Source organism: Pediococcus parvulus (assembly GCF_964063155.1).
GTDB lineage: Bacteria > Bacillota > Bacilli > Lactobacillales > Lactobacillaceae > Pediococcus > Pediococcus parvulus.
In genome coordinates this window covers 759,512-780,366 of sequence record NZ_OZ061292.1, presented here as the reverse complement: position 1 = coordinate 780,366, position 20,855 = coordinate 759,512, and the positions used below count along the sequence as shown (strand labels likewise).

The 20,855-nt window shown below is 36.9% G+C and carries 25 protein-coding genes and 2 tRNA genes; 7 read left to right on the top strand and 20 right to left on the bottom strand.

Translation table 11 applies throughout. The annotated features are described in order from the left end of the window. Positions 1 to 13: 13 nt before the first annotated feature. From AB3217_RS03750 to AB3217_RS03725, 6 genes are all read right to left on the bottom strand, one after another. Complete coding sequence (locus AB3217_RS03750; protein ID WP_367365695.1) at positions 14 to 103, bottom strand: DUF2712 domain-containing protein; 90 nt, start codon at positions 101 to 103, stop codon at positions 14 to 16. A 56-nt stretch (positions 104 to 159) separates the two neighbouring features. After that, positions 160 to 447 carry a DUF2712 domain-containing protein gene (locus AB3217_RS03745; protein ID WP_367365694.1) on the bottom strand — a complete coding sequence of 96 codons (288 nt, stop codon included), beginning with the start codon at positions 445 to 447 and terminating at the stop codon, positions 160 to 162. A 385-nt stretch (positions 448 to 832) separates the two neighbouring features. Beyond that, the gene (locus tag AB3217_RS03740; protein WP_367365693.1) at positions 833 to 2,221 is read right to left on the bottom strand and encodes a DUF4179 domain-containing protein; all 1,389 of its coding nucleotides are present in this window, start codon (positions 2,219 to 2,221) and stop codon (positions 833 to 835) included. After that, positions 2,211 to 2,348, bottom strand: a complete 138-nt coding sequence (locus AB3217_RS03735) for a sigma factor-like helix-turn-helix DNA-binding protein (protein ID WP_353744035.1) — start codon at positions 2,346 to 2,348, stop codon at positions 2,211 to 2,213. Before AB3217_RS03735 ends, AB3217_RS03740 begins: the two co-directional genes overlap by 11 nt. A 22-nt stretch (positions 2,349 to 2,370) precedes the next feature. Continuing rightward, positions 2,371 to 2,745, bottom strand: coding sequence for a sigma factor (locus AB3217_RS03730; RefSeq protein WP_367365692.1), 375 nt, complete (start codon positions 2,743 to 2,745; stop codon positions 2,371 to 2,373). A 147-nt stretch (positions 2,746 to 2,892) separates the two neighbouring features. Continuing rightward, positions 2,893 to 3,969 (bottom strand): S66 peptidase family protein, encoded by a 1,077-nt coding sequence (locus tag AB3217_RS03725; protein ID WP_367365691.1) that lies wholly within the window; start codon positions 3,967 to 3,969, stop codon positions 2,893 to 2,895. 200 nt (positions 3,970 to 4,169) lie between these two features. On the opposite strand from AB3217_RS03725, the gene AB3217_RS03720 reads away from it, so the two are divergent. Then, positions 4,170 to 4,502 carry a bacteriocin immunity protein gene (locus tag AB3217_RS03720; protein ID WP_057784675.1) on the top strand — a complete coding sequence of 111 codons (333 nt, stop codon included), beginning with the start codon at positions 4,170 to 4,172 and terminating at the stop codon, positions 4,500 to 4,502. Between the two features lie 112 nt (positions 4,503 to 4,614). On the opposite strand, the gene AB3217_RS03715 is transcribed toward AB3217_RS03720, so the two are convergent. The 3 genes from AB3217_RS03715 to AB3217_RS03705 form a co-directional block, all read right to left on the bottom strand. Then, a tRNA-Glu gene (locus tag AB3217_RS03715) sits at positions 4,615 to 4,687 on the bottom strand. Between the two features lie 50 nt (positions 4,688 to 4,737). After that, complete coding sequence (locus AB3217_RS03710; protein ID WP_057784674.1) at positions 4,738 to 4,944, bottom strand: hypothetical protein; 207 nt, start codon at positions 4,942 to 4,944, stop codon at positions 4,738 to 4,740. Further along, entirely contained in the window at positions 4,937 to 5,266 is a 330-nt protein-coding gene (locus AB3217_RS03705) for a hypothetical protein (protein ID WP_057784673.1), read from the bottom strand. The genes AB3217_RS03710 and AB3217_RS03705 overlap by 8 nt, the downstream gene beginning before the upstream one ends. Positions 5,267 to 5,390: 124 nt before the next feature. On the opposite strand from AB3217_RS03705, the gene AB3217_RS03700 reads away from it, so the two are divergent. Continuing rightward, positions 5,391 to 5,462, top strand: a tRNA-Gln gene (locus tag AB3217_RS03700). 48 nt (positions 5,463 to 5,510) lie between these two features. On the opposite strand, the gene AB3217_RS03695 is transcribed toward AB3217_RS03700, so the two are convergent. From AB3217_RS03695 to AB3217_RS03685, 3 genes are all read right to left on the bottom strand, one after another. Then, complete coding sequence (locus tag AB3217_RS03695; protein WP_157077616.1) at positions 5,511 to 6,239, bottom strand: hypothetical protein; 729 nt, start codon at positions 6,237 to 6,239, stop codon at positions 5,511 to 5,513. A 57-nt stretch (positions 6,240 to 6,296) separates the two neighbouring features. Continuing rightward, positions 6,297 to 7,130: an SPFH domain-containing protein gene (locus AB3217_RS03690; RefSeq protein ID WP_057784685.1), complete on the bottom strand. Its 834-nt coding sequence runs from the start codon at positions 7,128 to 7,130 to the stop codon at positions 6,297 to 6,299. Positions 7,131 to 7,372: 242 nt separating this feature from the next. Further along, complete coding sequence (locus tag AB3217_RS03685; protein ID WP_068808144.1) at positions 7,373 to 7,705, bottom strand: toxin-antitoxin system HicB family antitoxin; 333 nt, start codon at positions 7,703 to 7,705, stop codon at positions 7,373 to 7,375. Between the two features lie 279 nt (positions 7,706 to 7,984). On the opposite strand from AB3217_RS03685, the gene AB3217_RS03680 reads away from it, so the two are divergent. Next, positions 7,985 to 9,226: an ISL3 family transposase gene (locus AB3217_RS03680; RefSeq protein ID WP_063697918.1), complete on the top strand. Its 1,242-nt coding sequence runs from the start codon at positions 7,985 to 7,987 to the stop codon at positions 9,224 to 9,226. 122 nt (positions 9,227 to 9,348) lie between these two features. Here AB3217_RS03680 and AB3217_RS03675 read toward each other — a convergent pair whose 3' ends face one another. Further along, positions 9,349 to 10,704 (bottom strand): glucose-6-phosphate isomerase, encoded by a 1,356-nt coding sequence (locus AB3217_RS03675; protein ID WP_057784670.1) that lies wholly within the window; start codon positions 10,702 to 10,704, stop codon positions 9,349 to 9,351. A 161-nt stretch (positions 10,705 to 10,865) separates the two neighbouring features. Then, positions 10,866 to 11,735: a GRP family sugar transporter gene (locus AB3217_RS03670; RefSeq protein WP_057784669.1), complete on the bottom strand. Its 870-nt coding sequence runs from the start codon at positions 11,733 to 11,735 to the stop codon at positions 10,866 to 10,868. Between the two features lie 397 nt (positions 11,736 to 12,132). Between AB3217_RS03670 and AB3217_RS03665 the strand changes: the two genes are divergently transcribed. Then, complete coding sequence (locus AB3217_RS03665; protein ID WP_057784668.1) at positions 12,133 to 12,999, top strand: class II fructose-bisphosphate aldolase; 867 nt, start codon at positions 12,133 to 12,135, stop codon at positions 12,997 to 12,999. A 74-nt stretch (positions 13,000 to 13,073) separates the two neighbouring features. Here the strand turns inward: AB3217_RS03665 and AB3217_RS03660 are convergent, their stop codons facing one another. After that, entirely contained in the window at positions 13,074 to 14,528 is a 1,455-nt protein-coding gene (locus tag AB3217_RS03660) for an ATP-binding protein (protein ID WP_367366115.1), read from the bottom strand. Between the two features lie 8 nt (positions 14,529 to 14,536). Continuing rightward, positions 14,537 to 15,262 carry a winged helix-turn-helix domain-containing protein gene (locus AB3217_RS03655; protein WP_367365690.1) on the bottom strand — a complete coding sequence of 242 codons (726 nt, stop codon included), beginning with the start codon at positions 15,260 to 15,262 and terminating at the stop codon, positions 14,537 to 14,539. A 216-nt stretch (positions 15,263 to 15,478) separates the two neighbouring features. Here AB3217_RS03655 and AB3217_RS03650 point away from each other — a divergent pair, with 216 nt between their 5' ends. Next, positions 15,479 to 15,670, top strand: coding sequence for a hypothetical protein (locus tag AB3217_RS03650; protein WP_057784666.1), 192 nt, complete (start codon positions 15,479 to 15,481; stop codon positions 15,668 to 15,670). A gap of 74 nt (positions 15,671 to 15,744) precedes the next feature. Next, positions 15,745 to 16,011, top strand: a complete 267-nt coding sequence (locus tag AB3217_RS03645; RefSeq protein ID WP_068808146.1) for a hypothetical protein — start codon at positions 15,745 to 15,747, stop codon at positions 16,009 to 16,011. A gap of 458 nt (positions 16,012 to 16,469) precedes the next feature. Here the strand turns inward: AB3217_RS03645 and AB3217_RS03640 are convergent, their stop codons facing one another. The 4 genes from AB3217_RS03640 to AB3217_RS03625 all read right to left on the bottom strand — a co-directional run bounded on the left by AB3217_RS03640 (position 16,470) and on the right by AB3217_RS03625 (position 19,705). After that, a complete protein-coding gene (locus tag AB3217_RS03640) occupies positions 16,470 to 16,970 on the bottom strand; it encodes an NUDIX hydrolase (protein ID WP_068808149.1) in 501 nt (166 codons plus the stop codon). A 39-nt stretch (positions 16,971 to 17,009) separates the two neighbouring features. Further along, complete coding sequence (locus AB3217_RS03635; RefSeq protein WP_367365689.1) at positions 17,010 to 18,140, bottom strand: hypothetical protein; 1,131 nt, start codon at positions 18,138 to 18,140, stop codon at positions 17,010 to 17,012. Positions 18,141 to 18,398: 258 nt separating this feature from the next. After that, a complete protein-coding gene (locus AB3217_RS03630) occupies positions 18,399 to 19,175 on the bottom strand; it encodes an ABC transporter permease (RefSeq protein WP_068808154.1) in 777 nt (258 codons plus the stop codon). Further along, entirely contained in the window at positions 19,175 to 19,705 is a 531-nt protein-coding gene (locus AB3217_RS03625; protein ID WP_367365688.1) for an ABC-2 family transporter protein, read from the bottom strand. The genes AB3217_RS03630 and AB3217_RS03625 overlap by 1 nt, the downstream gene beginning before the upstream one ends. Positions 19,706 to 19,785: 80 nt before the next feature. On the opposite strand from AB3217_RS03625, the gene AB3217_RS03620 reads away from it, so the two are divergent. Beyond that, positions 19,786 to 20,855 (top strand): IS3-like element IS1163 family transposase gene (locus AB3217_RS03620; protein ID WP_100078221.1). Its coding sequence is split into 2 segments (ribosomal slippage): positions 19,786 to 20,014 and positions 20,014 to 20,855, totalling 1,071 coding nucleotides; the frame shifts between segments, so codons are not numbered across the junction.

Below are 20,855 nucleotides of genomic sequence, written 5' to 3'. Positions count from 1 at the left end.
CCATAAAACTTAATTATTGAATTTTCCCAGTCTCTTCATCCCAATAGCCTGAAATATTATACTCGTTACCTGAAATATTATTATTCTGAGCCGTCAGCATCACGGTTTTCTTCCCATGGAAAGAAGGATTGACCCTTTGGTACGCTTCAGGATTCCCCGCTATCTTTTGATAATCGGGCTAACATTTGCACCGCCTGCTTTTTCCAACCAAAAAATCGAAATGGTATGCGGGCCTTCACCGGATTTTGTTAGTTTAACCTTCCAATTATTTTTATAATTAGTTGTTTGTCTGTACCAACCAGCCGAGTGACTCTTTTGCTTGAAACCATAAACACGCATACTATAACCATGTTCATCATTACCAGCCAAAGCCGAAGTAGTAATAAAACCAAAACTTAAACATGCAACAAACAAGGCAGACGTAATTTTTTCGTTTTCATAATACATCTCTCCTTAGATTCCTCGTATGCAACTGCAATTTTACTACGCCACTTCAAAAATAGTCTTTATTTTCTTTCATAGGCAGCACTCCCTATTTATTGAGAAAGGTTACTATCACGTTTTAATTGTAAAGCGCTTTCATTAAAAAAACAACTTATTTTTCCATAATTTTATAGAAATTATCGATAAATATAAAAACGAACCCTTAACTCAAATTTTTTTTAAAGACGATTAAAAATATAATCACTGCGTAATTCTTATATCTTTTTTGTCTAATTTAGTTGTCGTGTGCTTCCTTTCAAAATCCAGCAGTTAAAGTTTGATTTGACTTAAATTCTTTAAATCATTTTTTATTTAAATCAAACGCGCAAATTTTTAAAATCAGAACCTTTTAATTTTGTTTAACCGAAATTGTCTGTTCTTTCATCCTTGGTGTACTGTGCAAACCATCATAATCAATCTGTAATTGTAACTGGTTAAGATTGAGATTTTTCAAACCTGATTTCTTTGTTAAATTATAGGTGGCTTCAAATTCATTGGTTTTGCCATTAATCAATTTTTGACGGCCTTCATACAAGTAATCTTTTCCATAAACACTAGCGTTCCCATCATCGTGATATGTTTTGGCCATGATAGCAAGCGCACCATTAAGCTGATTTCCTTTGTCCCACATAAGTTCTCTATCAGACGATAATCCGGATCCTGTTAAATAATAACGCAAAGTCAATTTACCATTTCTTAACGTTGGCTTTTTAAATCTGAAAACTTCCGTCGTTCGTTTTGCTTTGATCGTCGTTGGTAACGAACTTAATGCCGTTCGTGCGGAAACCTCCCATGTGGATAATGTTGGTTCTACAGTTATTTTTGTAATTCGTTTTGGCAACTCTTTTACTCGATAACCTACTATGCGTTGTTTTCCTTTCTTGCTCAGAACCATGGGATCTTGATTGGCGAGCATATAATCTTTGTGACTTCCATTAACGAAAATTTTAAATAACTGAAAGTCATCTTTAGAAACTCGTTGTGTTTCCTGTACCTTTAACAAACCAGTTCCTCCAGAATACTCATCAATTCCAAGTAATTTCAATTTGACGTCCCCGTTTGCCAAAGTAATGTTTCCAGTAAGCTTTTGTGTGCTTACCTTACTTGGTGCTAACCGTAAATTAAATGCCCAACGCCCAGCATGACCCTTGAACCTGGTGAAAACAATTGGAAACTTAATCGTACTTTTTGAAATTTTGCCTTTAATGGTCCCGTCTAGCCAAAAACAATAATGTCCTGTTGATATCTTCCGAAGATCCGCGCTACTTTGAGAAAATTTCACCCCACCGCGGCCAATGTAAAAGTCAAACCAATCATCCCATGCACCGTTAACTCCACTGATGGTTCCAGTAATTGCAACTGTCTTTCCCTGTACATATGCAGTTTTTAGTGTCATCTTCATACCGTTGGAAGTTCGTGTCTGATTCAAATTCTGCGTTTTTCCATTAGTTTCAACAATCGTTCCCAGATCATCATCAAATTTCGCAAAGAAATTCCCAATAATTGGTGTTTGTGCCATCACATGATTAACCGGTGTTACGTACATTCCGCTAAGCGTTAGCAGGCAAATTGCGACTGCAAGGGTCACAAATCCCCATAATACATGGTGATGGCGCCGTTTTAGTCTAACACCTGATTTTAATAACGCTTGCGTAATCGTTGTCTTGGTTTCTTTTGGGTTCACAGTTTGTGCCTGACTAAGTTGCTCAACCAATTGCGAAAATTTTTCATTTTTCAAAATAGTCCCCTCCTAACCACGTCTTCAGTTGAGATTTACCACGCTTCAAATGCGATTTAACAGTGTTTTCTGGCATCCCAATAAGATCGCTAATTTCGTGAATGGATAATCCATTATAATAAAACATTAATAATACTTGCCGATAGCCGTCATTTAAACGTTTTAATCCCCCCCAAGAGATCTAATTTTTCATCAACCGAAACGTTTGCTAAATTCGTTGGCATTTCGGGAAGGTCTGCCAAATCACAAACTTCATGGGCTTGTTCTGAATATCTGCGGTAACACTGACGAATCAAGATTCGCGTTAACCAAGTTCGAAATAGCGCGGGTTTCTGCAGTTGACTGATTGAATGCAATGCGATCAGTGTCGTCTCGCTAATAGCATCTTGAACATCAACATCGCGTGACAGATAAAGATGTCCAGTTCGCGTTAAATAATCGGCCTGGCCTAAAACAAGTTGGGAAAATGCTTGCTGATCCCCCCGAATAGCCCGTTTGACTGTTCTGATTTTTACTTTATTCACGTGACTTACCCCCTTTCACTTATTAGTGGTTAGTTCGGGCCAAAAAGTTGCAACAAAATTTGACTAACTAAATAAAAAGCTGCTAGTAACATTTTATCGTTAGCTAGCAACTTTTTGTCATCAAATATTTAACTGTTCAGTATCCTTTTATGCAAACATCGGCTCCAAAAGCGTGATGGCTTTCCGGTCAAAATCAACTTGTGTCTCACCACCATAGGGGAGCGCCGTCCTTGGATAGGCATGGCCAAAATTGACATTTGCTAAAATAGGTAACTGATATGAATCGGTGATTTCCAGTAAAATCTGCTTATATTCGTCATAAAAGGCTTCTGCCTGCGGTTTGCCGACAAGGATTGCTGAAATAGCTGAAAAAATACCGTCATCGTCTAATGCTAGTAACATTTTTCGATAAAGTTCTGGATTGGGTTTTTCCTCACTAGTTTCAATAAACATAATTTTGTCTTGCCACTCGTTTAAGCTAGGAAATAAGTGATACTTTTCTGTAACTTCTTTTTCATCAGGATAGCGAGTTCCTGACAAAATATCATACAAACTATCGAGACAACCACCCAATAGTCGGCCCGTAATTTGTCCTGATCCTCTCAACACCTCATACCCTTTTTGTTCCATATGCTGTTTCCGATGCGTTCCGACAGCTGCAGATGAAAAATCTTCGCGTTCCTCATACCACACAGCACTAGACGTAACTGAGGTTGTCGCCTCATTTCTAAAATAATTCATAAAGGTATGTTTGGTGTAAGGGAGCATTTCTTGATCCAACTCTGCCAAATCATTCAGAAAATTTGGACCGTAAAAACTCTGCATTCCTAATTGATAGAACATCAAATGATTAATTGTTGTATCTGAAAAGCCAGTAAACAACTTAGGATGGGAATGGACATTATGAACAAATGTTTCATCCTCTAAGAGATAAGGTAATAGCCGATAAGTATCGTCGCCACCAATTGCACAAACGATGCCCTTAATTTCTGGATCGGCAAAAGCAGTTTTTAAATCATCAGCGCGCGCCTGCGGATGATCAGCTAAATACTGGATTCCTTTCAGTGCGTTGGGCATAAAAACTGGCTGCAATTGCATTTCTTTTAACCGTTTAATTCCTAATTGCAATTGATGGGTGGCAAAGCTTTCGCCAAGCGTTCCACTAGACAAACTGACAATCGCAATTTTACTATTCGGGGTTAAGACTTGAGGCTTTTTTAACATGGGCGTTCATTCCTCGCATTATATATTTTGTGTATTTAACAAATACTATACTGCCAATTGGTGTGGTAACCAACATAACAACTTTCATAATCCGCGATACAATGCCATGTTATCATTTTAGTTTTGGCATAGCCACACTAAATGGTGTACCATAGAGATGTATTTGTAAAAGACAAAATACACTTATGGGGGAATTTACAATGAACGAAAAATATCAGCAACTTTCCGAACTAATTGGTAAAGCATTTTTTGAACCAGAATTTAAATCTGATCCAAAAATTCAAAATACTATCACAACCGCCGCAACTCAACTTCATAATCATGAAGATTACACAAAAATTGCAGTTGAGCTTTCGCTGGGCATTACAAATCTCTATTTAACACAGCACAAAGTCGCGACAATTCTTAAAACTATCTATGATTTTGTCGCAGACGATGCTGATGCAACTAAATTAGATCTTCAAACAAGACGGAATTTGGGTATTCTTTCTGGTTATGTACGATCTCCTTTGAATAGTGACAAGATATGGTAACTTCTTAAAAATTAGTTAGACCTGCATTTCAAAAAAAAGTACACAGAGCTATAAAAAAGGGCTTCAAACCACTGATATTGCAATGGTTTGAAGCCCTTTTCCAGTTTTATAATAGCCCGCACGGGGTTCGAACCCGTAGCTCCGCCTTGAGAGGGCGACGTCTTAAACCAATTTGACCAGCGGGCAAAAATAGTACTGTTCTAATTTATCTTATTTGAGCCACAAAGTCAATACCTTAGCTTCCTTTCATTTTTAAAATGGTCAAATAAACAAAAGTAACAAAAAGATAGATCCAGTATATAAATATCGCGATCAGAATATACGGGATAAAAGCAAAGTTCAGCAGATTTTCACTGACCACACACAAAATTGCAATGACTGCCCAGATAACTAACTTTTCTTTTGTATCTGCCAAAGTAACCTTAAGCTCACGGTTACTCATAGGTCAGCTCAAGCATATATGCTTTCTTTCCAACAACGTGTGCAGTCGTTACCCAAACCTCATGATAGCTTTTCATTGGCTTCTTCGTTAAACCATTAAAGTAGTCCATCAAAACGTTATATTTATCAACAAACTCATCCGAAAGTCGGTCAACTAGCAAAGTTTCGTCAGGAAAGTATATTTCTGGATTAGCAACTGGGATGCTATCACTGATTTTTAATTGCACAACATTTGTATATCCTAAGGTATTCACTTCAGCACGTTCTGGATACTCACGAATTTGTGATAAAACATTATAAATCGAATCAGAATTTGTAGCCATATTTTCACCTCATAACAGTCTTATTGTAGCAAAAAGCTGAGTGCTTGTCAGTTTATAAAGAATGGTTGTAAACATATGTTGACAGTTTTACAGAAAAACGGTAAACTTATATAGGTAAATTTAGTGGGCATTCGCCAAATGGTAAGGCCACGGACTCTGAATCCGTAATTTACTGGTTCGATCCCAGTATGCCCAATATTAATAGACCTCAAAGCGTTGTTTTTCAATGCCTTGAGGCCTTTTTTTATCCGAAGAAATTTACGGTTTCATCACCATTTAAGTAGTGGACAAAACGCAATAAAACTTGTCGGTCCTGTAATCTGTTAAATACTTTAACCTTATTCTTGCCGTCCTCTCGATAGGTAAAGACAATCGCATTACCACTCTTAATCTTTAATTTGGTGATTAACGCTTGATAACGTTTTGAACCAAGCTTGCGCCGTAAAGATTTTAAATTCGCACAATATAAATCTGTCTGACTACTTAAAGAGTATCTTCGAACTTCTTTTCTAGTTTGCTTATAATATTTGCTATCCGGATTATAAAAGTAAAACCCATCTTCATAGGAACTATATTTTTTTGCATATACCTTTTTCATAACCTGATTAACTGAAAGTGGAATTGGTGTCACATGCTGCTTCGTATAATCTGGCTGATTCAAGAATTGAAACACAACCCCGGCACCCACAATTAGCAGCGCCACTGCTAATCCCCAATTTTTTTGAGGCTGTGAACGGTCAGAATAGACGAAGAAAATTACCATAAAAATAACCATCAATCCAACCAGAATCCACAAAGAAAGAATGTAAAAACGCAGCTGCGAGGTATACGTCGTAACCCATCTATGTGTGAGTTGATAATAATTATTAATTCGCATATACAGTAAAATTAATAAAACAGCGCCGGTCAGGCCTTCTACAAAATTGATCTTTGTTTGTGTTCGCACATTCTCACACCCTATTCGTTTTTTCATATGTACAAAAAGCCACCCGAACAAACTCGTAGTAGCTTTATGAATTAATATTTAAATTTATAAATTATGTGGTTGGTCATCTTTAGTTCCTAATAGTTTACCAATAACTGGAATTTTACCAAATTCATCAGAACTATCCGAAGGCACCACAACCATATTGGTATTTGATTTCGCCAAATCAGAAAAGGCATTGATTGACTGGTTTTGGAAATACTTGTCTGTCGCCTCTGCCAATCCAGCCTGAACTGTATCAATTCGATAACGCTCCGCATTAGCTCGCGTTTTTGTTGCATCCGCTTCGGCTTTAGCAGTTGCCATCAACGCATCATTCTTAGCCTTGGTAGTTAACTCAATTGATTTGGCTTCTCCTTCGGCCTTTGCAATTGTGGCAACCCGTTCACGATCAGCCGTCAATTGTTTGTCCATCGCTTCTTGGATTGCACGTGAAGGTGTCAATTCGTCAATATTAATTCGATCCACATTAATTCCGTACGTATTGGTCAAATCGCCAATTGCCAATGTCAACTCCTGGTTGATTTTAGCAGTTGACCCTAATGCTTCATTCAAATCCATTCGGCCAATAATATCTCGTAAATGTCCCCGAACTAATTGCGCCATTGATTCAACAGAATCCGTATTTTCATACTGATATTTCACCGGATCTGTGATATGGAAATTTAGCGTCAAGCTTGCTGAAACGTCTGCATTATCTTTTGTGATAATAGAATAGTTAGGCAGTGCGAGGGGTTCCATTGCCAAACTCACATTTCTGATCTTTTGGAAAAATGGAAAGTAAAAATGGAATCCTGGATCAACACTGCGTTTGTATTTCCCTAATGTTTCAACTAATCCTCGATTATTTTGTGGTACAATTCTAAGTCCAAATGGCATAGTAAAGCTCCTCCGATTTTTTGGTATTCGTGCATGAACTGTTCTCTCAGGCTTATTTTGCGTATGACGTTCATCTTCCTTAGCGAGTTTTTGTGTCGAACGTTGTCTACGTTTTATAGCAGCCTGTTGTACCTTATTGTATTGCGCTGAGTAATCACCGTTCATCGCAGCGGTCATAATTTCTCCCAGTGCACCAAACGGCTTTTTTTGTTGATTTGCCATTCCTTATCTCCCCCAAATGGCTAAATTTTTTGTAACGTTAAGATATTTCCATTTGCCTCAATCACAGCATATTTAGCCTTATCATCAACATCAGAATTATCGTTAATTAAATAACGATAATAAATTCCCGTTACCAGAACCAGACCGTTTTCCATATTGACATCCGAACCAGAAACAGTCTTGCCAATTATCTGGCGATTTTCAAAACTTTTTGTACCGTGATTTTCTGACAACAAACTTACAATATACATATTCACACTTTGATTAGCTCGATTGGCTTCTTCTGCTAACCGATCATAAAGAGACTGATCCAAACGTAATAAAAACCGCTTATCTTTTTGGTCATTCGCCAATCCCGGTCACCTCACTTAATATCAGCTTGATATCACCATAATAGTAAAGATTTTTCTTCCGAAAGTCAATTAAAAATTACCAAAAATAGTTTTAGTTTGAAATCATAAAAAAGCTCTGCAAAATGACAAGTCATGAAACTGGGTCTACACTTTCTGGTATTGGTGAATAACTAATACCGGTTTTTTGTCTGTTTTGAAAATCAGAAAAATAAAGAAGGACATCTGTCCTCTTTGTGCTACGATTTAATCGCCAAAACAAATCGAAAAGAGGAAATTCAGATGTCCCTAACTAATTCTATCTTATGCTTATTCGAAATAACAGACCCAAACTTAATTGTCACTGGTATTTCTAAAGAACGGTGTTCCACAAACCAACGTATTCATGTCGTCCATGCAACTTTGTCTTATCAACTTTTAAAGTGCCCACATTGTGGCCATAAAAGCTTAATTAAAAACGGAACTCACATGAGTCACCTGCGTTTAGGAACCTTATCCGGTGGTCGTTACGAAATGCATTTAAAACGTCAAAGATACCAATGTAAAGATTGTTCAAAAACCTGTGGTGCTAAAACTAAGTTGGTTAATCGTAACGAAACTTTCACACATAATATCAAACATCAAGTGATCGTTTTGGCACGCGATATGTTGACGAGTAAAGAAATTGCTAAACTTTGTGGAATTTCGCCAAGCAGTGTTCAACGAATCCTAAATGCCAATATTCACTTAGCCTATCGTGTTAAACATCTCCCAGAGAATCTTTGCTTTGATGAATTTCGTTCCTGTAATCACTGGATGTCCTTTAATTGTTGCGATGCCGTTAGTCATCGCCGAATTGTTACTTTAAAAGATCGGCTAAGTAAAGATATCATTGACTACTTTGAAGCTCGTTTTTCGGTTCAAGAACGTGCCCAAGTTCAATCAGTGACGATTGACATGAATGCTGAATATGGCAGCTTCATTCATCGCTTATTTCCCAATGCGGCCACGATTATCGATCGTTTCCATATTATTCAACTGGCTGGGCGTGCCTTAGATAATGAACGCACGCAGACCATTCGTACTATCCAAGATAAGCATTCACGAATTTATCATATTTTAAAATCTCAATGGCGTTTATTTCATCTTGATGAAATAAAAGTTAATGATTCTAAGGCTGTTTATTTACGCGGAATTAACGAGTATATGACGCAACAAAACGCCATTGATTTAGCTCTAGACGCTTTTCCCAGATTTAGATCTGTGTATCAAACCTATCAAGGTATCTTAAGTGCCATACACCAAAAGGATGCTAATGCGTTCCAATCCTTACTTACTAACTACCAACCCACTAGTAATCAAATGGACATAACGATCAACACGTTTATCAAAAATGGTTCAGCCCTTCTAAACAGTTGTCGTTATCCATTTTCCAACGGTCCAATTGAAGGACTTAATCGTAAAATCAAGGCATTAAAGCGTAACTGTTTTGGTTTTCGAAATATTGACAACTTCTTTATCCGGATTAGTTTAATTCATGAGTAAACAAAAAGCACATTCACCGAAGTGAATGTGCCGTTCAAAATCTCCACCAATACGATTTGACAGAGACCCATGAAACTCATATCAATTCTGCAGAACTTATTTTGTTAAACTACTAGAAAGTCTTATTTACCAAGGCGTTCGTTGAGTTCTTTTGTTTGTGCTTCATAGCCGGGACGGCCAAGTAAAGCAAACATATTATTTTTATAGGCTTCAACACCGGGTTGGTTGAATGGATTAATTCCATTCAAGTACCCAGAAATACCAACAGCTGCTTCAAAGAAGTAGATCAAGTAGCCCAATGTGTAAGCATCCTGTTGAGGAATATTAACATTCATAACAGGAACGCCACCATCATTATGAGCTAAGGTAACACCTTGATGAGCCTTCTTATTAACTTCATCCATTGTTCGACCTTCAAGATACTTAAGCCCGTCAAGATTCTTATCTTCCTTAGGAATGTTTAAATCATGGTTAGGCTTGTCAACATTCACAACGGTTTCCATAAGGTTACGACGGCCTTCTTGAATATACTGACCAAGTGAATGTAAATCAGTTGAGAAGTTAGCTGATGAAGGATAGATACCCTTTTGGTCTTTTCCTTCTGACTCACCCATCAATTGTTTCCACCACTCGCCAAAGTATTGCAATGTTGGTTCGAAGTTTTCTAACAATTCAGTTGTGTAACCCTTACGATACAAGATGTTACGTAATGCAGCATACTTGTAAGCGTCATTCTTTGTAACGTCGGGATCTTTATATGCGTCGCGAGCGTCAGCAGCACCCTTCATTAATTGATCAATGTCACCACCAGCAACAGCAATTGGTAATAAACCGACAGCAGAAAGAACTGAGAACCGTCCACCAATATCATCAGGTACAACGTACTCTTCATAACCTTCTGCATCAGATTCCGTCTTCAAAGCACCCTTAGCTTTATCAGTTGTCGCAAAGATTCGTTCCTTAGCACCATCTTTACCGTATTTAGCAATTAACTTGTCCTTCAGTACACGGAAAGCAATTGAAGGTTCAGTAGTTGTACCTGATTTTGAAATAACATTGATCGAAAAGTCACGATCGCCAATCAAGTTTACTAAATCTGTTAAGTAAGTTGAACTAATTGAGTTTCCAGCAAAGAATACTTGGGGAATGCCGTTACGTTGTTCCTTAGGGAGCAAGTTGTAGAAAGTATTTCCAAGAAAATCAATTGCTGCACGTGCACCTAAATATGAGCCACCAATACCGATAGCAACAAAAACCTCAGAATTATTCTGAATTTTTTTTGCTGCTGCCTTGATACGTGCAAATTCATTTTTATCATAATCAACTGGTAAATCAATGAATCCACGGAAATCATTTCCAGCACCAGTACCTTCACGTAATTCTTTATCTGCTGCAGTAACTAGGGGTTGCATTTCAGCAAGTTCATTATAATGAACAAACTTTGAAACAGCTGAACCGTCAAACGAAATATGTGCCATTGTTTACTTACCTCACTTTGTATTTTTAATGTTCCATCAATTTATTATACACCCGATTACTAAAATTTGAAGCGTGACCAAAATTGTTCAACTCAAAATTGCTACTTTCTAAAAAATGTATAAAAAAAGCAGTATTTCTACTGTTTTTACCATTAATCAATTTACTTCATAATTGCCAACAAGGTTGACCCCACAATAATCAAAACTGATCCAAAAATAACATACTGCATTTCACGATGCGTTTTGTGTTCACCTAAGAACCAGATGCTACCGAATGTTGAAATAACGATTCCGGCTTGAGCAAGTGAATAACTAATTGCCAAACCGACACTTGGAATTGCTAAGAACATGAAAATGTTCCCAATTCCCCAAACTAAACCAGTGATGACATTTTTCCAAGTATGACTATCTTTGAATGCCGTAACGGCTGCTTTTGAAACAAATACAAAAACAACGGCTCCGGCAAGCATTCCGATCGCTTGTGGCAAAATAACTGCTTTGGCATTCACATCAGCAAAGCGTACAACCACAGTATAGCCAATGTAACCAATTGTGGAAATCACCAATGCCCGAATACCAGCAGCCATATCTTCATCCTTATTATGTTCTGGATCGCTTTTATCTCGTAAAGAAGTAAACGTGGCACCTGCAATCAATGCGATCACAGCAACGGTTCCCATGGTAATCATTTTTCCAGTAGTCCACTCGTGCCAAATTAACACTCCTGCTAAAGCGTTACCGGCCAATTGCAACCCAGTTGAAAGAGGCACAGTTTTAGAAACCCCAATTTTTTTCATTGAGGTAAACTGCATCCCTTGTCCAACTGCCCAGAATAAACCGGAAATAATTCCTGCAATCCAAACTTTAGCTGATAATGTTGGTTGGTATAAAAACCAAGTAAATACCGCAAAAACCACAGCACCCATTGTCATTCCTAAAGTTTGTTGAGGTGCCGATCCGCCAAGACGACCTGACACTAGTCCAATACTACCCCAAGCTATTGCTGGGATCAGTGCAATTATGATACCCATTATAAATTCTCCTTATTCTCTTTAAATTAAAGCCTATACCAAGACAAAGAAACATTTTAACAGGAAAGTAACCGTTTTTACAAGTGATAAATTATTAAATTTAATTGATATACCAGTTTAAATATATATAAACAGCTGATACGACCAGGTTTCAACGCACTTATTTTTTGTTCATTAAAATATTGGCATAGGCCAAAAATGCTCCCAATTTAGCCAATTTTGTCTATTCGTTTATCTTTTATTCGTAATTATCACCGTTATTTCATTTCTGTTTCTCCCATAAATAACGCTTGAAAATTGGTCTGCATTTTAATAATCAAATGTGTTAAAATAAATGTGTACGTTTAATGCAACCTTTTTACACATCGTTGTAATATATTTTGGGAGGATTTTATTTATGTCATTAGTTAATGGTAACGAAATCTTTGCTGAAGCTCGCAAAGGTCACTACGCTGTTGGTGCTTTTAACACTAACAACTTGGAATGGACACGTGCAATTCTTGGCGCTGCTCAAGAAAAAGGCACTCCAGTTTTGATCCAAACTTCTATGGGAGCTGCAAAGTACATGGGTGGTTACGAACTTTGTTTAAACTTAGTTCAACAAACCATTAAATCAATGAACATCACAGTTCCAGTTATCATGCATTTAGACCATGGTAACTACGAAGCTGCTAAAGAATGTATCGAAGTTGGTTACAACTCAGTTATGTTTGATGGCCATGATTTACCATTTGCAGAAAACTTAGAAAAAACTAAGGAAATCGTTAAGTTGGCACATGCTAAAGGTATGTCCGTTGAAGCTGAAGTTGGTTCAATCGGTGGAGAAGAAGACGGTATCATTGGTGAAGGTGAATTAGCTGATGTTGAAGAAGCTAAACAAATCGCCGCAACTGGTGTTGACTACCTTGCTTGTGGAATTGGTAATATTCATGGCCAATATCCAGAAAACTGGAAGGGCTTGAAATTCGAACGTCTCCAAGAATTAGCTGACGTAATTTCTACTCCACTTGTTTTACATGGTGGTTCAGGAATTCCTAAGGAACAAATCCAAAAAGCTATTTCAATGGGTGTTGCAAAGGTTAACGTTAACACTGAATGCCAGATGGCTTTCGCAGCTGCAACTCGTAAGTATATTGAAGAAGGACATGACCAAAATGATATTAAAGGTTATGACCCTCGTAAGTTACTTGCACCTGGTACAAAAGCTATTAAAGACACAGTTGAGAGCCGTATCGAATGGTTCGGTACTCCAGCTGCTAAATAATCTAGCTAATATAAAAGCAGGAATTCAATTGAATTCCTGCTTTTTTTATTGCTTGTCACAGAAAGTTAAGCCTCTTAGCTTTCTGTTTTTTTATCTTCACAAGGTAATTGAAGCGTAAATGTGGTCCCTTTGCCTAATTCACTAGAAACATTGATTGTCCCTTTATGAGCCTTAACAAGTTGATGCACAATTGCCATGCCCAAACCAGATTGCCCATACTTGGTGTTTTTCCTAGAGGCATCAGCCTTGTAATATCGTTCCCAAATGTTCTTCATTTGATCATCCGACATGCCAATGCCCGTATCGCTAATCGAAATGACACAATTTTTATCTTTATCATTATGAGCCGTAATCGTTATTATACCGCCATTCGTAAACTGAATCGAGTTTTGCATGATGTTGAACATTATTTGCACAAATCTATCATAGTCCGCATAAACCGTGACATTGTCAGCAACCTGGGTGACAAACTGATCTTTTGCCTCATGGGCCTTTTTTTGTAACTGTTCAACTAAATTATTCACAACCTCATGGACCCGAATCTCATGACGGTTTAAAATGATTTGATTTGTCCGAATTTTTTCGTAATCCAAATTATCGTTGACCAATCGAATTAAGCGCTTGGTTTCATTGCTCATCAATTGTAGACTCTCTTCACGACTTTCTTCTGGAATGGCATCATAGGTTAACCCTTCCAAAAGACCATTAATTGTCGTCAGAGGGGTTCGCATTTCATGCGCAGCGTCCGCAAGAAATTCTCGCCGTCGCTGTTCCTGACGCTTGATTTCTTCGTTCGACGCCTTAAGTGATTTCGTCATATGATTAAAGTCTGATGCTAAACCATCGATTTCATCATTACCTTTTGTTGGCACCGTAATATCAAAATTACCTTCGCCAATTTTGTGAGCCGCCTTTCGGATACGGTCAATCCGCGAAACCGAATATTTGGCCAGCCCGTAGGCAATAAAAATTGCTGCCAGTCCAGAAATAAGAAAAGCTATTAATAAATTATGTTGGATTTTTCGCATATTGGACTGAATATTAGCAACCGGCGAACCCACTAAAACGACCGCAATCAATTCACCGTTTTCATTTCTGTACGGTTTGATGATGTCCGTCATCGATTGCGTTTTGCTTTTTCCAGTACGATTAAAGCGCCGGGCAGATTTTGTTGTCAGTGTTTCACCACTTTTCAGCTTTTTCCACTGGCTTTTATTGATAACTGGGGAAAAACCATTTTTCGGATAAGCAATCGTATTTTTCTTGATATAAATTGAAAAATGAATTGCTTGGTTTGCCAGCAACCGTTCACTATTTTGTAAGCCGCCCAGTTGGATTCCTTCAAATTCGCCACTAGAATTCACCACAACTGATTGTTGAAAAACACTATCGGCATAACTTTCAAGCTGCTTCCAAGTATCTTGATAAACCATTCGATTGGAAAACTGAATAAATGCCAACCCAAATATAATTACGGTTGTAAAAATTACCGCAAAAAAAGCTAACATCTGTTGATATAGCAGTTTCAAACGCATGTTTAATCCCCCGCTTTGCTATCATCGAACTTATATCCGACTCCCCAAACTGTTTGGATCACCTGTGGTCCTACTTTTTCAATTTTCTGCCGTAACTTTTTAATATGCGCATCAACAGTTCTTTCATCCCCATAAAACTCATAATACCAAACTAATTGGAGTAATTGTTCCCGGGAAAAAACTTGTTTTGGCTTTTGCGCTAAGGTTTTCAACAAATCAAATTCTTTGGGTGTTAAATCAGGAATTAATTTATCATCTAAATAAGCCTCTCTAGTTGAAGAACTTAACTTAAAGCTTCCTGTCTCAACATCGTAATTGGTTTGTTGATTGTCCGTTTCTTCTGTGCTGCTCGTTGTGCCCATTTGTGCACGCCGATGCAAAGCTTTGATTCTGGCAATTAAGGTAATTGAACTGAACGGCTTAGTGACATAATCGTCAGCGCCCATCTCAAGGCCAAGAACTTGATCACTTTCCGAATCCCTTGCCGTCAGCATAATGATCGGCACAGTTTTTGAAATTTGTCGAATCTCCGAACTAACTTCCATGCCGTCTTTTCCAGGTAAGTTTAAATCAAGTGTAATCATGTCCCAATCATTTGGTGCACTCTTAAACATCTCAACCGCTTCGTTACCATCATATGCAAAAGATGCATCCCACTGTTCTTTTTTAAAAAACATGCCCATCATTTCGGACACCGATTTGTTGTCTTCAATCATTAAAATTTTCATACGTACCCCTCTTTACAAATTTCTCCATGATCCTAGTATAATTCAAACGTTCATTTAAACATAGAAGTGTTTTGCCTAATTTTCAAACTAGCATACCATTTTTAGATTAATCGTAAATAAAAGTTTTTCAATAAGCACGAAAATTATAAACTCCCTCAAGACATGTTAAACTTTGCGTATAGTTGACAGTCAAGGTTATTTGAGAGGAGATATTTAATGTTACTCAGAGTTCAAACCACCGATGATGAAGTTCTGTATGTAAATGAGAATCAAATCGCTTATGTCAAAAAAGTAGATACTCGTTTACTAGATGAAGAAAGTACTTGGCAAGTTTTCCTGACAGATGTTGCTGAAACCAGCTTTATTATTCCGTATAGCGAGTTAAAACGACAAAAACAAGTCGTTTAGTACAACTCGCTCACATTATTTTCAAACTTATATAGCGAAGTTGTCCCCAAAAATTAGCTAAGGAAGTGGCCAATATGGATGATGAACATATTAAAGAAACTTTTAAACAGGATAAGAAGCGCAATGGCGCCCCTGACAGTAATATGAGTTATGATGAACAAAACGATAATCCTATGGAACCTGGTGAAAAATCACCAAAGCAAACGCCGGATTCTATCCCTAATCCCAATGAAAACAACGACTTAGAAGAAAACCATTTGGATCACTTACTTTATGATGAGTCACAAGATAGTGTTCATGAAGATGGAGACTATCTTAGTGAAAAATTAGACCACAAATAAGTTTAAATACAGAGCCTGCCGCAAAATGATACACGGTAGGCTCTTTTAGTTACTCATGATTAATCACTCGTTTCTTATATCTAGAGTACCTCAATCCGATTTCGTGTACTATAATATCCAGTAAGAAAGGTCGTGGTAGAATATGCTGGTATTACTAATAATGCTGATGTTTTTCTTCATGTTAAAACTATTATATGGCCTCACAAAATTTCTGGCCCCGTTGATACTGTTAGCCACCGTCATGTCACTATTTTTAACTTTTTGGTGGGTGATTTTGTGGATTGCCGTGGTAGGAATTGTTGGGTTAGGAATTTACTTAAATGTCACTGACAAACAAATAAAGGACGGTCACTAGTTTGGCGATCTCTTTCTGAGTTAAAACACACAAATGTCAAACCAAATATATTTCAAACTTATGACGAGTTGCCAAAAAAGCCAGAATATTGGCAAGACATCTCCTAATAAACTGGCTTTTTTAAAACATTCCAAGTTGTAAATGTTTGATCTGCAGAGTCAAACCTGTCATTATTTTTCAAAAACGCTTTTGCCTTTAAAACTAAAGGAGAAGTGTTTTTTTCGTTTAAATCTGCCAATGACACCAATTTTGCACCCAGCGAATCTTGTCCAATAAATTGAGCAACATGATCGACCGCAACGCCCTGCCACTGCTGAATATCATAAAATACACAGATGTGTTGGTTATATTCCCATTTCTTGTAGTGCCAAGGATATTTAAAGCTCGTTATCCCCAATTGCCTAATTTTCAACGGTTGAAGGCCAGTTTCCTCCGCAATTTCGCGGACAATTGCCTTATCCAAAGATTCACCGTCCTCTAAACTGCCGCCAGGTAAATCAAACCGATTTATGTATGGTCCCCCATTTTTCTTAATAACAACTAACTTTCCGTCGATAAAAATAATTCCGTATACCCCAAACGCTCGATGGTACTTCTTAGTCATTTTTGACACCCACTTTCAACGCCTTAGAAAACAAGTTTACTACGAAAGCTTTTTTGTAATACTTTCATAAATTAGACTACTTAATTCATCTTTTTTACCTGAATACCGAATTTTATATGCCGACTTATTTAGTAATCCATCCAGTAATTTACTAATTTCGCTACTCTGCACTTCTTTGTGCCGTTTTTCAATTAATGTTGACCATGGTATATTATGGCCAACATTGATTCCGCGGAAACTATTTTGTAAGTTCTTTTTTAGTTGTATTTTTTCAATTTTATTACATTCAGGCACTAAACCTTCACCTATTTTTGGGAACAATATGGTACTTAATTCCGTCCACTCTGAGATTAATTTTACGTTAAACTTGTTAGCAAAACTTTGCCAATTTAATTCTGGTTTTAAATGCGTACTCCACAGATCATGATCGCTCAACTCTCTCATGTTTTCAGGTATAATATCCTGTAACTGTTCAAATTTGGAAGCAGTACCTAACCCAATATTTATGCTTTCTGGAGTACCCTTAACCCATATTTTTCCATCAACTTGCTTAACAAAAGTAAGATCATTACTAAGCAAATCGTAACCAAGATCAAGAAGATTTACTAAGGTAGTCGTTTTGCCAGCTCCCTTATCTCCACAAATTAAAATAGCTTTCCCAGTATTATCTAACGCACAGGATGAATGTAACATTATGGATGGTGTAGCTTGGGATTGTACCAGTCCATAAATCAGTTCATCACGGATCACTCTTTTACAGGCTTGATTGTAATGTAACCGATTTGAAAAAATAATTGTTTCATCTCGATTAGTATAAATAATACAATGATTTTGAGAATCATAAACAAAGTCTTCATCCGTAGAAATGATATATTTTGCTTTTTGAAATACTTGATTTTCGCTTGGAGAATAGTGTTTTATCTTTTTTGCATGAACAAAATATTTTTCATAGTCGTCCACACTTTCCAAAACAAAACAATAAACTTTATTTTTTTCTCCCATACTTGAACCGTTTGAAACAAAATATGGAGATAAATGTTTATACAAATAATTCCCAAAATCCTTACCTTCGTAAAAAACCGACAAATATTCAACTTCAAGATGTTCTAAATCTTTTTGCTTTTTATATTTTTTTGAAATTTTTATCAAATCATTTAAAGCTTTTTCCATAAAAACCACCTTCCTAAACTTTTTCTATAAATTCATATGGTTTCCAATTTGGGATCTTATCGTTACCAGACAGCTCTATAACTAGACTACCCAATATGTTATTTAGTGATTGAAGAATCGCCTTCTGCAATCTTTCTTTAGCCTGAGACAATGATTGAATAAAATTTTCCTTACTCTTGTCTCACAGGCAAAATCTAGAGTTTGTGATTTTGAATTCCTGTTTGACATGATCCCAAATAGAAGATCTCCTTTCAAAAACTAATTAGCTGATACATAGTGTTTTAACCCTAAATTCCACTCTACGTATGAAAATAACGACAACACTATTAATATAAGTATGTTTTCCAACATCCAACTAGCTTTCACTCCCCCTTTCATTAAAAGAACTGGCAAATTTGTAGCAGATAATGAAGGGATTATCCACATGAAGAAGATTTGAAAAATTTTTGGATAAATCTGATAAGGTCTGTTCGATGCATCCATTAAGTATTCTGGGACCCCATTTAATGCGGATAAATTATTTATCCAAAAACTCAAAGTTACAATAATTTGATTAATCAAAAAAACAAAGAAAATTCCGCCAAACACCGAAACCACATACAAAATATAAGTACTAACTCCTAAAAATCCGTACTGAATTTGTATATATATTTCAACAAAAATTGACAACCAGAAATTAATTAAGGAAGGAAAGTCCAATCTCTTCAATGCGTAATAAAGATAACTGTTAACCGGTCTGATCAAAGTGTAGTCTAACTGTCCTTCAATTATTTGATCACTTAACTCCTCGTGAGCTGAAACAAATAGAAATTGATAACCATACGAAATGATATTTGCGGATGTAATAAGATTAAAATAATCCAGTAATCTCCATCCTGCTATATTTTGTGTGAAATTGAAATAAACAAAACCCGTCAAAATTTCAATCAGATAAAAAAGGGCACCAAAAACAACAATGAGCACTGTTGTCATGCGAAAGGCAAACACTTCTTTTAAGCTTTGTTTTATTAGACACTTGTACAAATTCCAAGTCATTAGATGCCAACCCCCATATATTTATTCAATCCACACTTCCATCCAAATTTATAAACAATCATGAAAAACAATAACCAACCCCAAGAGACCAAAATGTTTTCAAGGATTCCCACTCCATCAACATGTCCAAGTAAAATAGTAGACAGTGTATTACCAGCCAACGAAAACGGACTCCAACGAACTACATTGTATAATTCAAGGGGCAGCACTTTTAACGGAAAATATTGTCCGCCTAGTAACAGGAAAAGCGCGGTTAATACAGGTCTCAATGGCCAAACTTGTACTAACCAGAAACTAGTTAACGCAATGCAACTGATGCAAGTGTAAAACATTAGATAGGTACAAACTATAAAAATAAAAATCAATATAATACTTGCCCAAGAACTGTATTCACTTTTGACAAAATAAAAGCTAATACACAAAAACGCGAATATATAAAACGCTTCATTTCCTATGTATTGAAAAAGTCCTTGAATAAAAATGTTTATTGGTCTGATTAGATAGGTAGTCAACTGCCCATTATGTATCAAATTGCTCCTATCCTAGTATTTTGTACATAAATTTCTGAACAGTTGTGCCATAATTAATAAAACAAGATAGGAGCATTCCAATGAAACGATATCAAGATGATTTTAAAGCCAGCATTGTGAAGATGCATCGTGAAGAGAAAAGATCTATTCGCTCGCTTTCCGAGGAATACGGTGTTTCTCCAGCCGCAATTCATAACTGGGTTAAAGGCGCTAAATCAGTTGAGCTAGAAGACGGTACTGAAGTAACGTCCAAAGAATTCAAACAACTTCAAAAGGAAAATCAGCGATTAAAGGAGGAACTTGAAATTTTAAAAGCTGCGGCGGTGTTACTGGGAAAGCATTAGGACGAATTAATTGCCTTGTCTTCATAGAAGATCAGTTATTGCGACACCGCTTATCAATTATTCTTTCGGCACTGAAATTACCGCGCAGCACCTATTACCATTGGAAAAGATATCAACCTAGTCAACACGAACGTGTTGATAATCAGCTCAAAGAAAAAATTAAATTGATTTGGGAAAATAATTATCGTGCCTATGGTTATCCACGAATAACGATGGTGCTTCGCAAGTCAGGCATCTGTGTTGGGTCAAAACGAATTTTACGATTAATGAGGGAAATGGAGATTCACTCTTTAATGAATCGGCGATTTAAAAAACCTGGCACTCATGTGGATCATTCACAACGCCCCAATTTAATCAAGCACCAGCCCAATGCAAGAATATGGCGTGCTGACATTACTTATTTGGAATTACGTCCAGGAACCTGGGTTTATCTCAGTTCTATTTACGAACCAAAGGTTCATCAAGTTCTTGCTTTCAAGATTGGTCGTCAGATGGAGGCGACGTTAGTTGTAGAAACGATTAATCAGGCGCTTGAATGTCATCAAAAGCCACAATATTTTCACTCTGACATGGGTTCACAGTACACCAGCAACGAAGTTGAAACTTTACTTGAACGGCATCAGATTAGCCACTCATACTCAAAACAAGGTTATCCTTATGATAATGGGCCAATTGAAGCTTTTCACTCATTGTTGAAGAGAGAGTTTGCCTTTCAAACAACTTTTTCCAATTTTGAGGACTTGGTAATCCGAACCTCAAATTACATCAGTTGGTTTAATTCCGACAGAATTAGAACAAGTGTTTAG

Coding starts and splice junctions, on each gene's coding strand:
- AB3217_RS03745 (WP_367365694.1), bottom strand. CDS start 447: ATGTATTATGAAAACGAAAAAATTACGTCTGCCTTGTTTGTTGCATGT.
- AB3217_RS03665 (WP_057784668.1), top strand. CDS start 12,133: ATGTCATTAGTTAATGGTAACGAAATCTTTGCTGAAGCTCGCAAAGGT.
- AB3217_RS03650 (WP_057784666.1), top strand. CDS start 15,479: ATGTTACTCAGAGTTCAAACCACCGATGATGAAGTTCTGTATGTAAAT.
- AB3217_RS03690 (WP_057784685.1), bottom strand. CDS start 7,130: ATGCCATTTGGACTTAGAATTGTACCACAAAATAATCGAGGATTAGTT.
- AB3217_RS03705 (WP_057784673.1), bottom strand. CDS start 5,266: ATGGCTACAAATTCTGATTCGATTTATAATGTTTTATCACAAATTCGT.
- AB3217_RS03695 (WP_157077616.1), bottom strand. CDS start 6,239: ATGAAAAAACGAATAGGGTGTGAGAATGTGCGAACACAAACAAAGATC.
- AB3217_RS03640 (WP_068808149.1), bottom strand. CDS start 16,970: ATGACTAAGAAGTACCATCGAGCGTTTGGGGTATACGGAATTATTTTT.
- AB3217_RS03670 (WP_057784669.1), bottom strand. CDS start 11,735: ATGGGTATCATAATTGCACTGATCCCAGCAATAGCTTGGGGTAGTATT.
- AB3217_RS03725 (WP_367365691.1), bottom strand. CDS start 3,969: ATGTTAAAAAAGCCTCAAGTCTTAACCCCGAATAGTAAAATTGCGATT.
- AB3217_RS03710 (WP_057784674.1), bottom strand. CDS start 4,944: ATGAGTAACCGTGAGCTTAAGGTTACTTTGGCAGATACAAAAGAAAAG.
- AB3217_RS03735 (WP_353744035.1), bottom strand. CDS start 2,348: ATGTTTTATTATAATGGATTATCCATTCACGAAATTAGCGATCTTATT.
- AB3217_RS03645 (WP_068808146.1), top strand. CDS start 15,745: ATGGATGATGAACATATTAAAGAAACTTTTAAACAGGATAAGAAGCGC.
- AB3217_RS03630 (WP_068808154.1), bottom strand. CDS start 19,175: ATGACTTGGAATTTGTACAAGTGTCTAATAAAACAAAGCTTAAAAGAA.
- AB3217_RS03675 (WP_057784670.1), bottom strand. CDS start 10,704: ATGGCACATATTTCGTTTGACGGTTCAGCTGTTTCAAAGTTTGTTCAT.
- AB3217_RS03655 (WP_367365690.1), bottom strand. CDS start 15,262: ATGAAAATTTTAATGATTGAAGACAACAAATCGGTGTCCGAAATGATG.
- AB3217_RS03720 (WP_057784675.1), top strand. CDS start 4,170: ATGAACGAAAAATATCAGCAACTTTCCGAACTAATTGGTAAAGCATTT.
- AB3217_RS03635 (WP_367365689.1), bottom strand. CDS start 18,140: ATGGAAAAAGCTTTAAATGATTTGATAAAAATTTCAAAAAAATATAAA.
- AB3217_RS03680 (WP_063697918.1), top strand. CDS start 7,985: ATGTCCCTAACTAATTCTATCTTATGCTTATTCGAAATAACAGACCCA.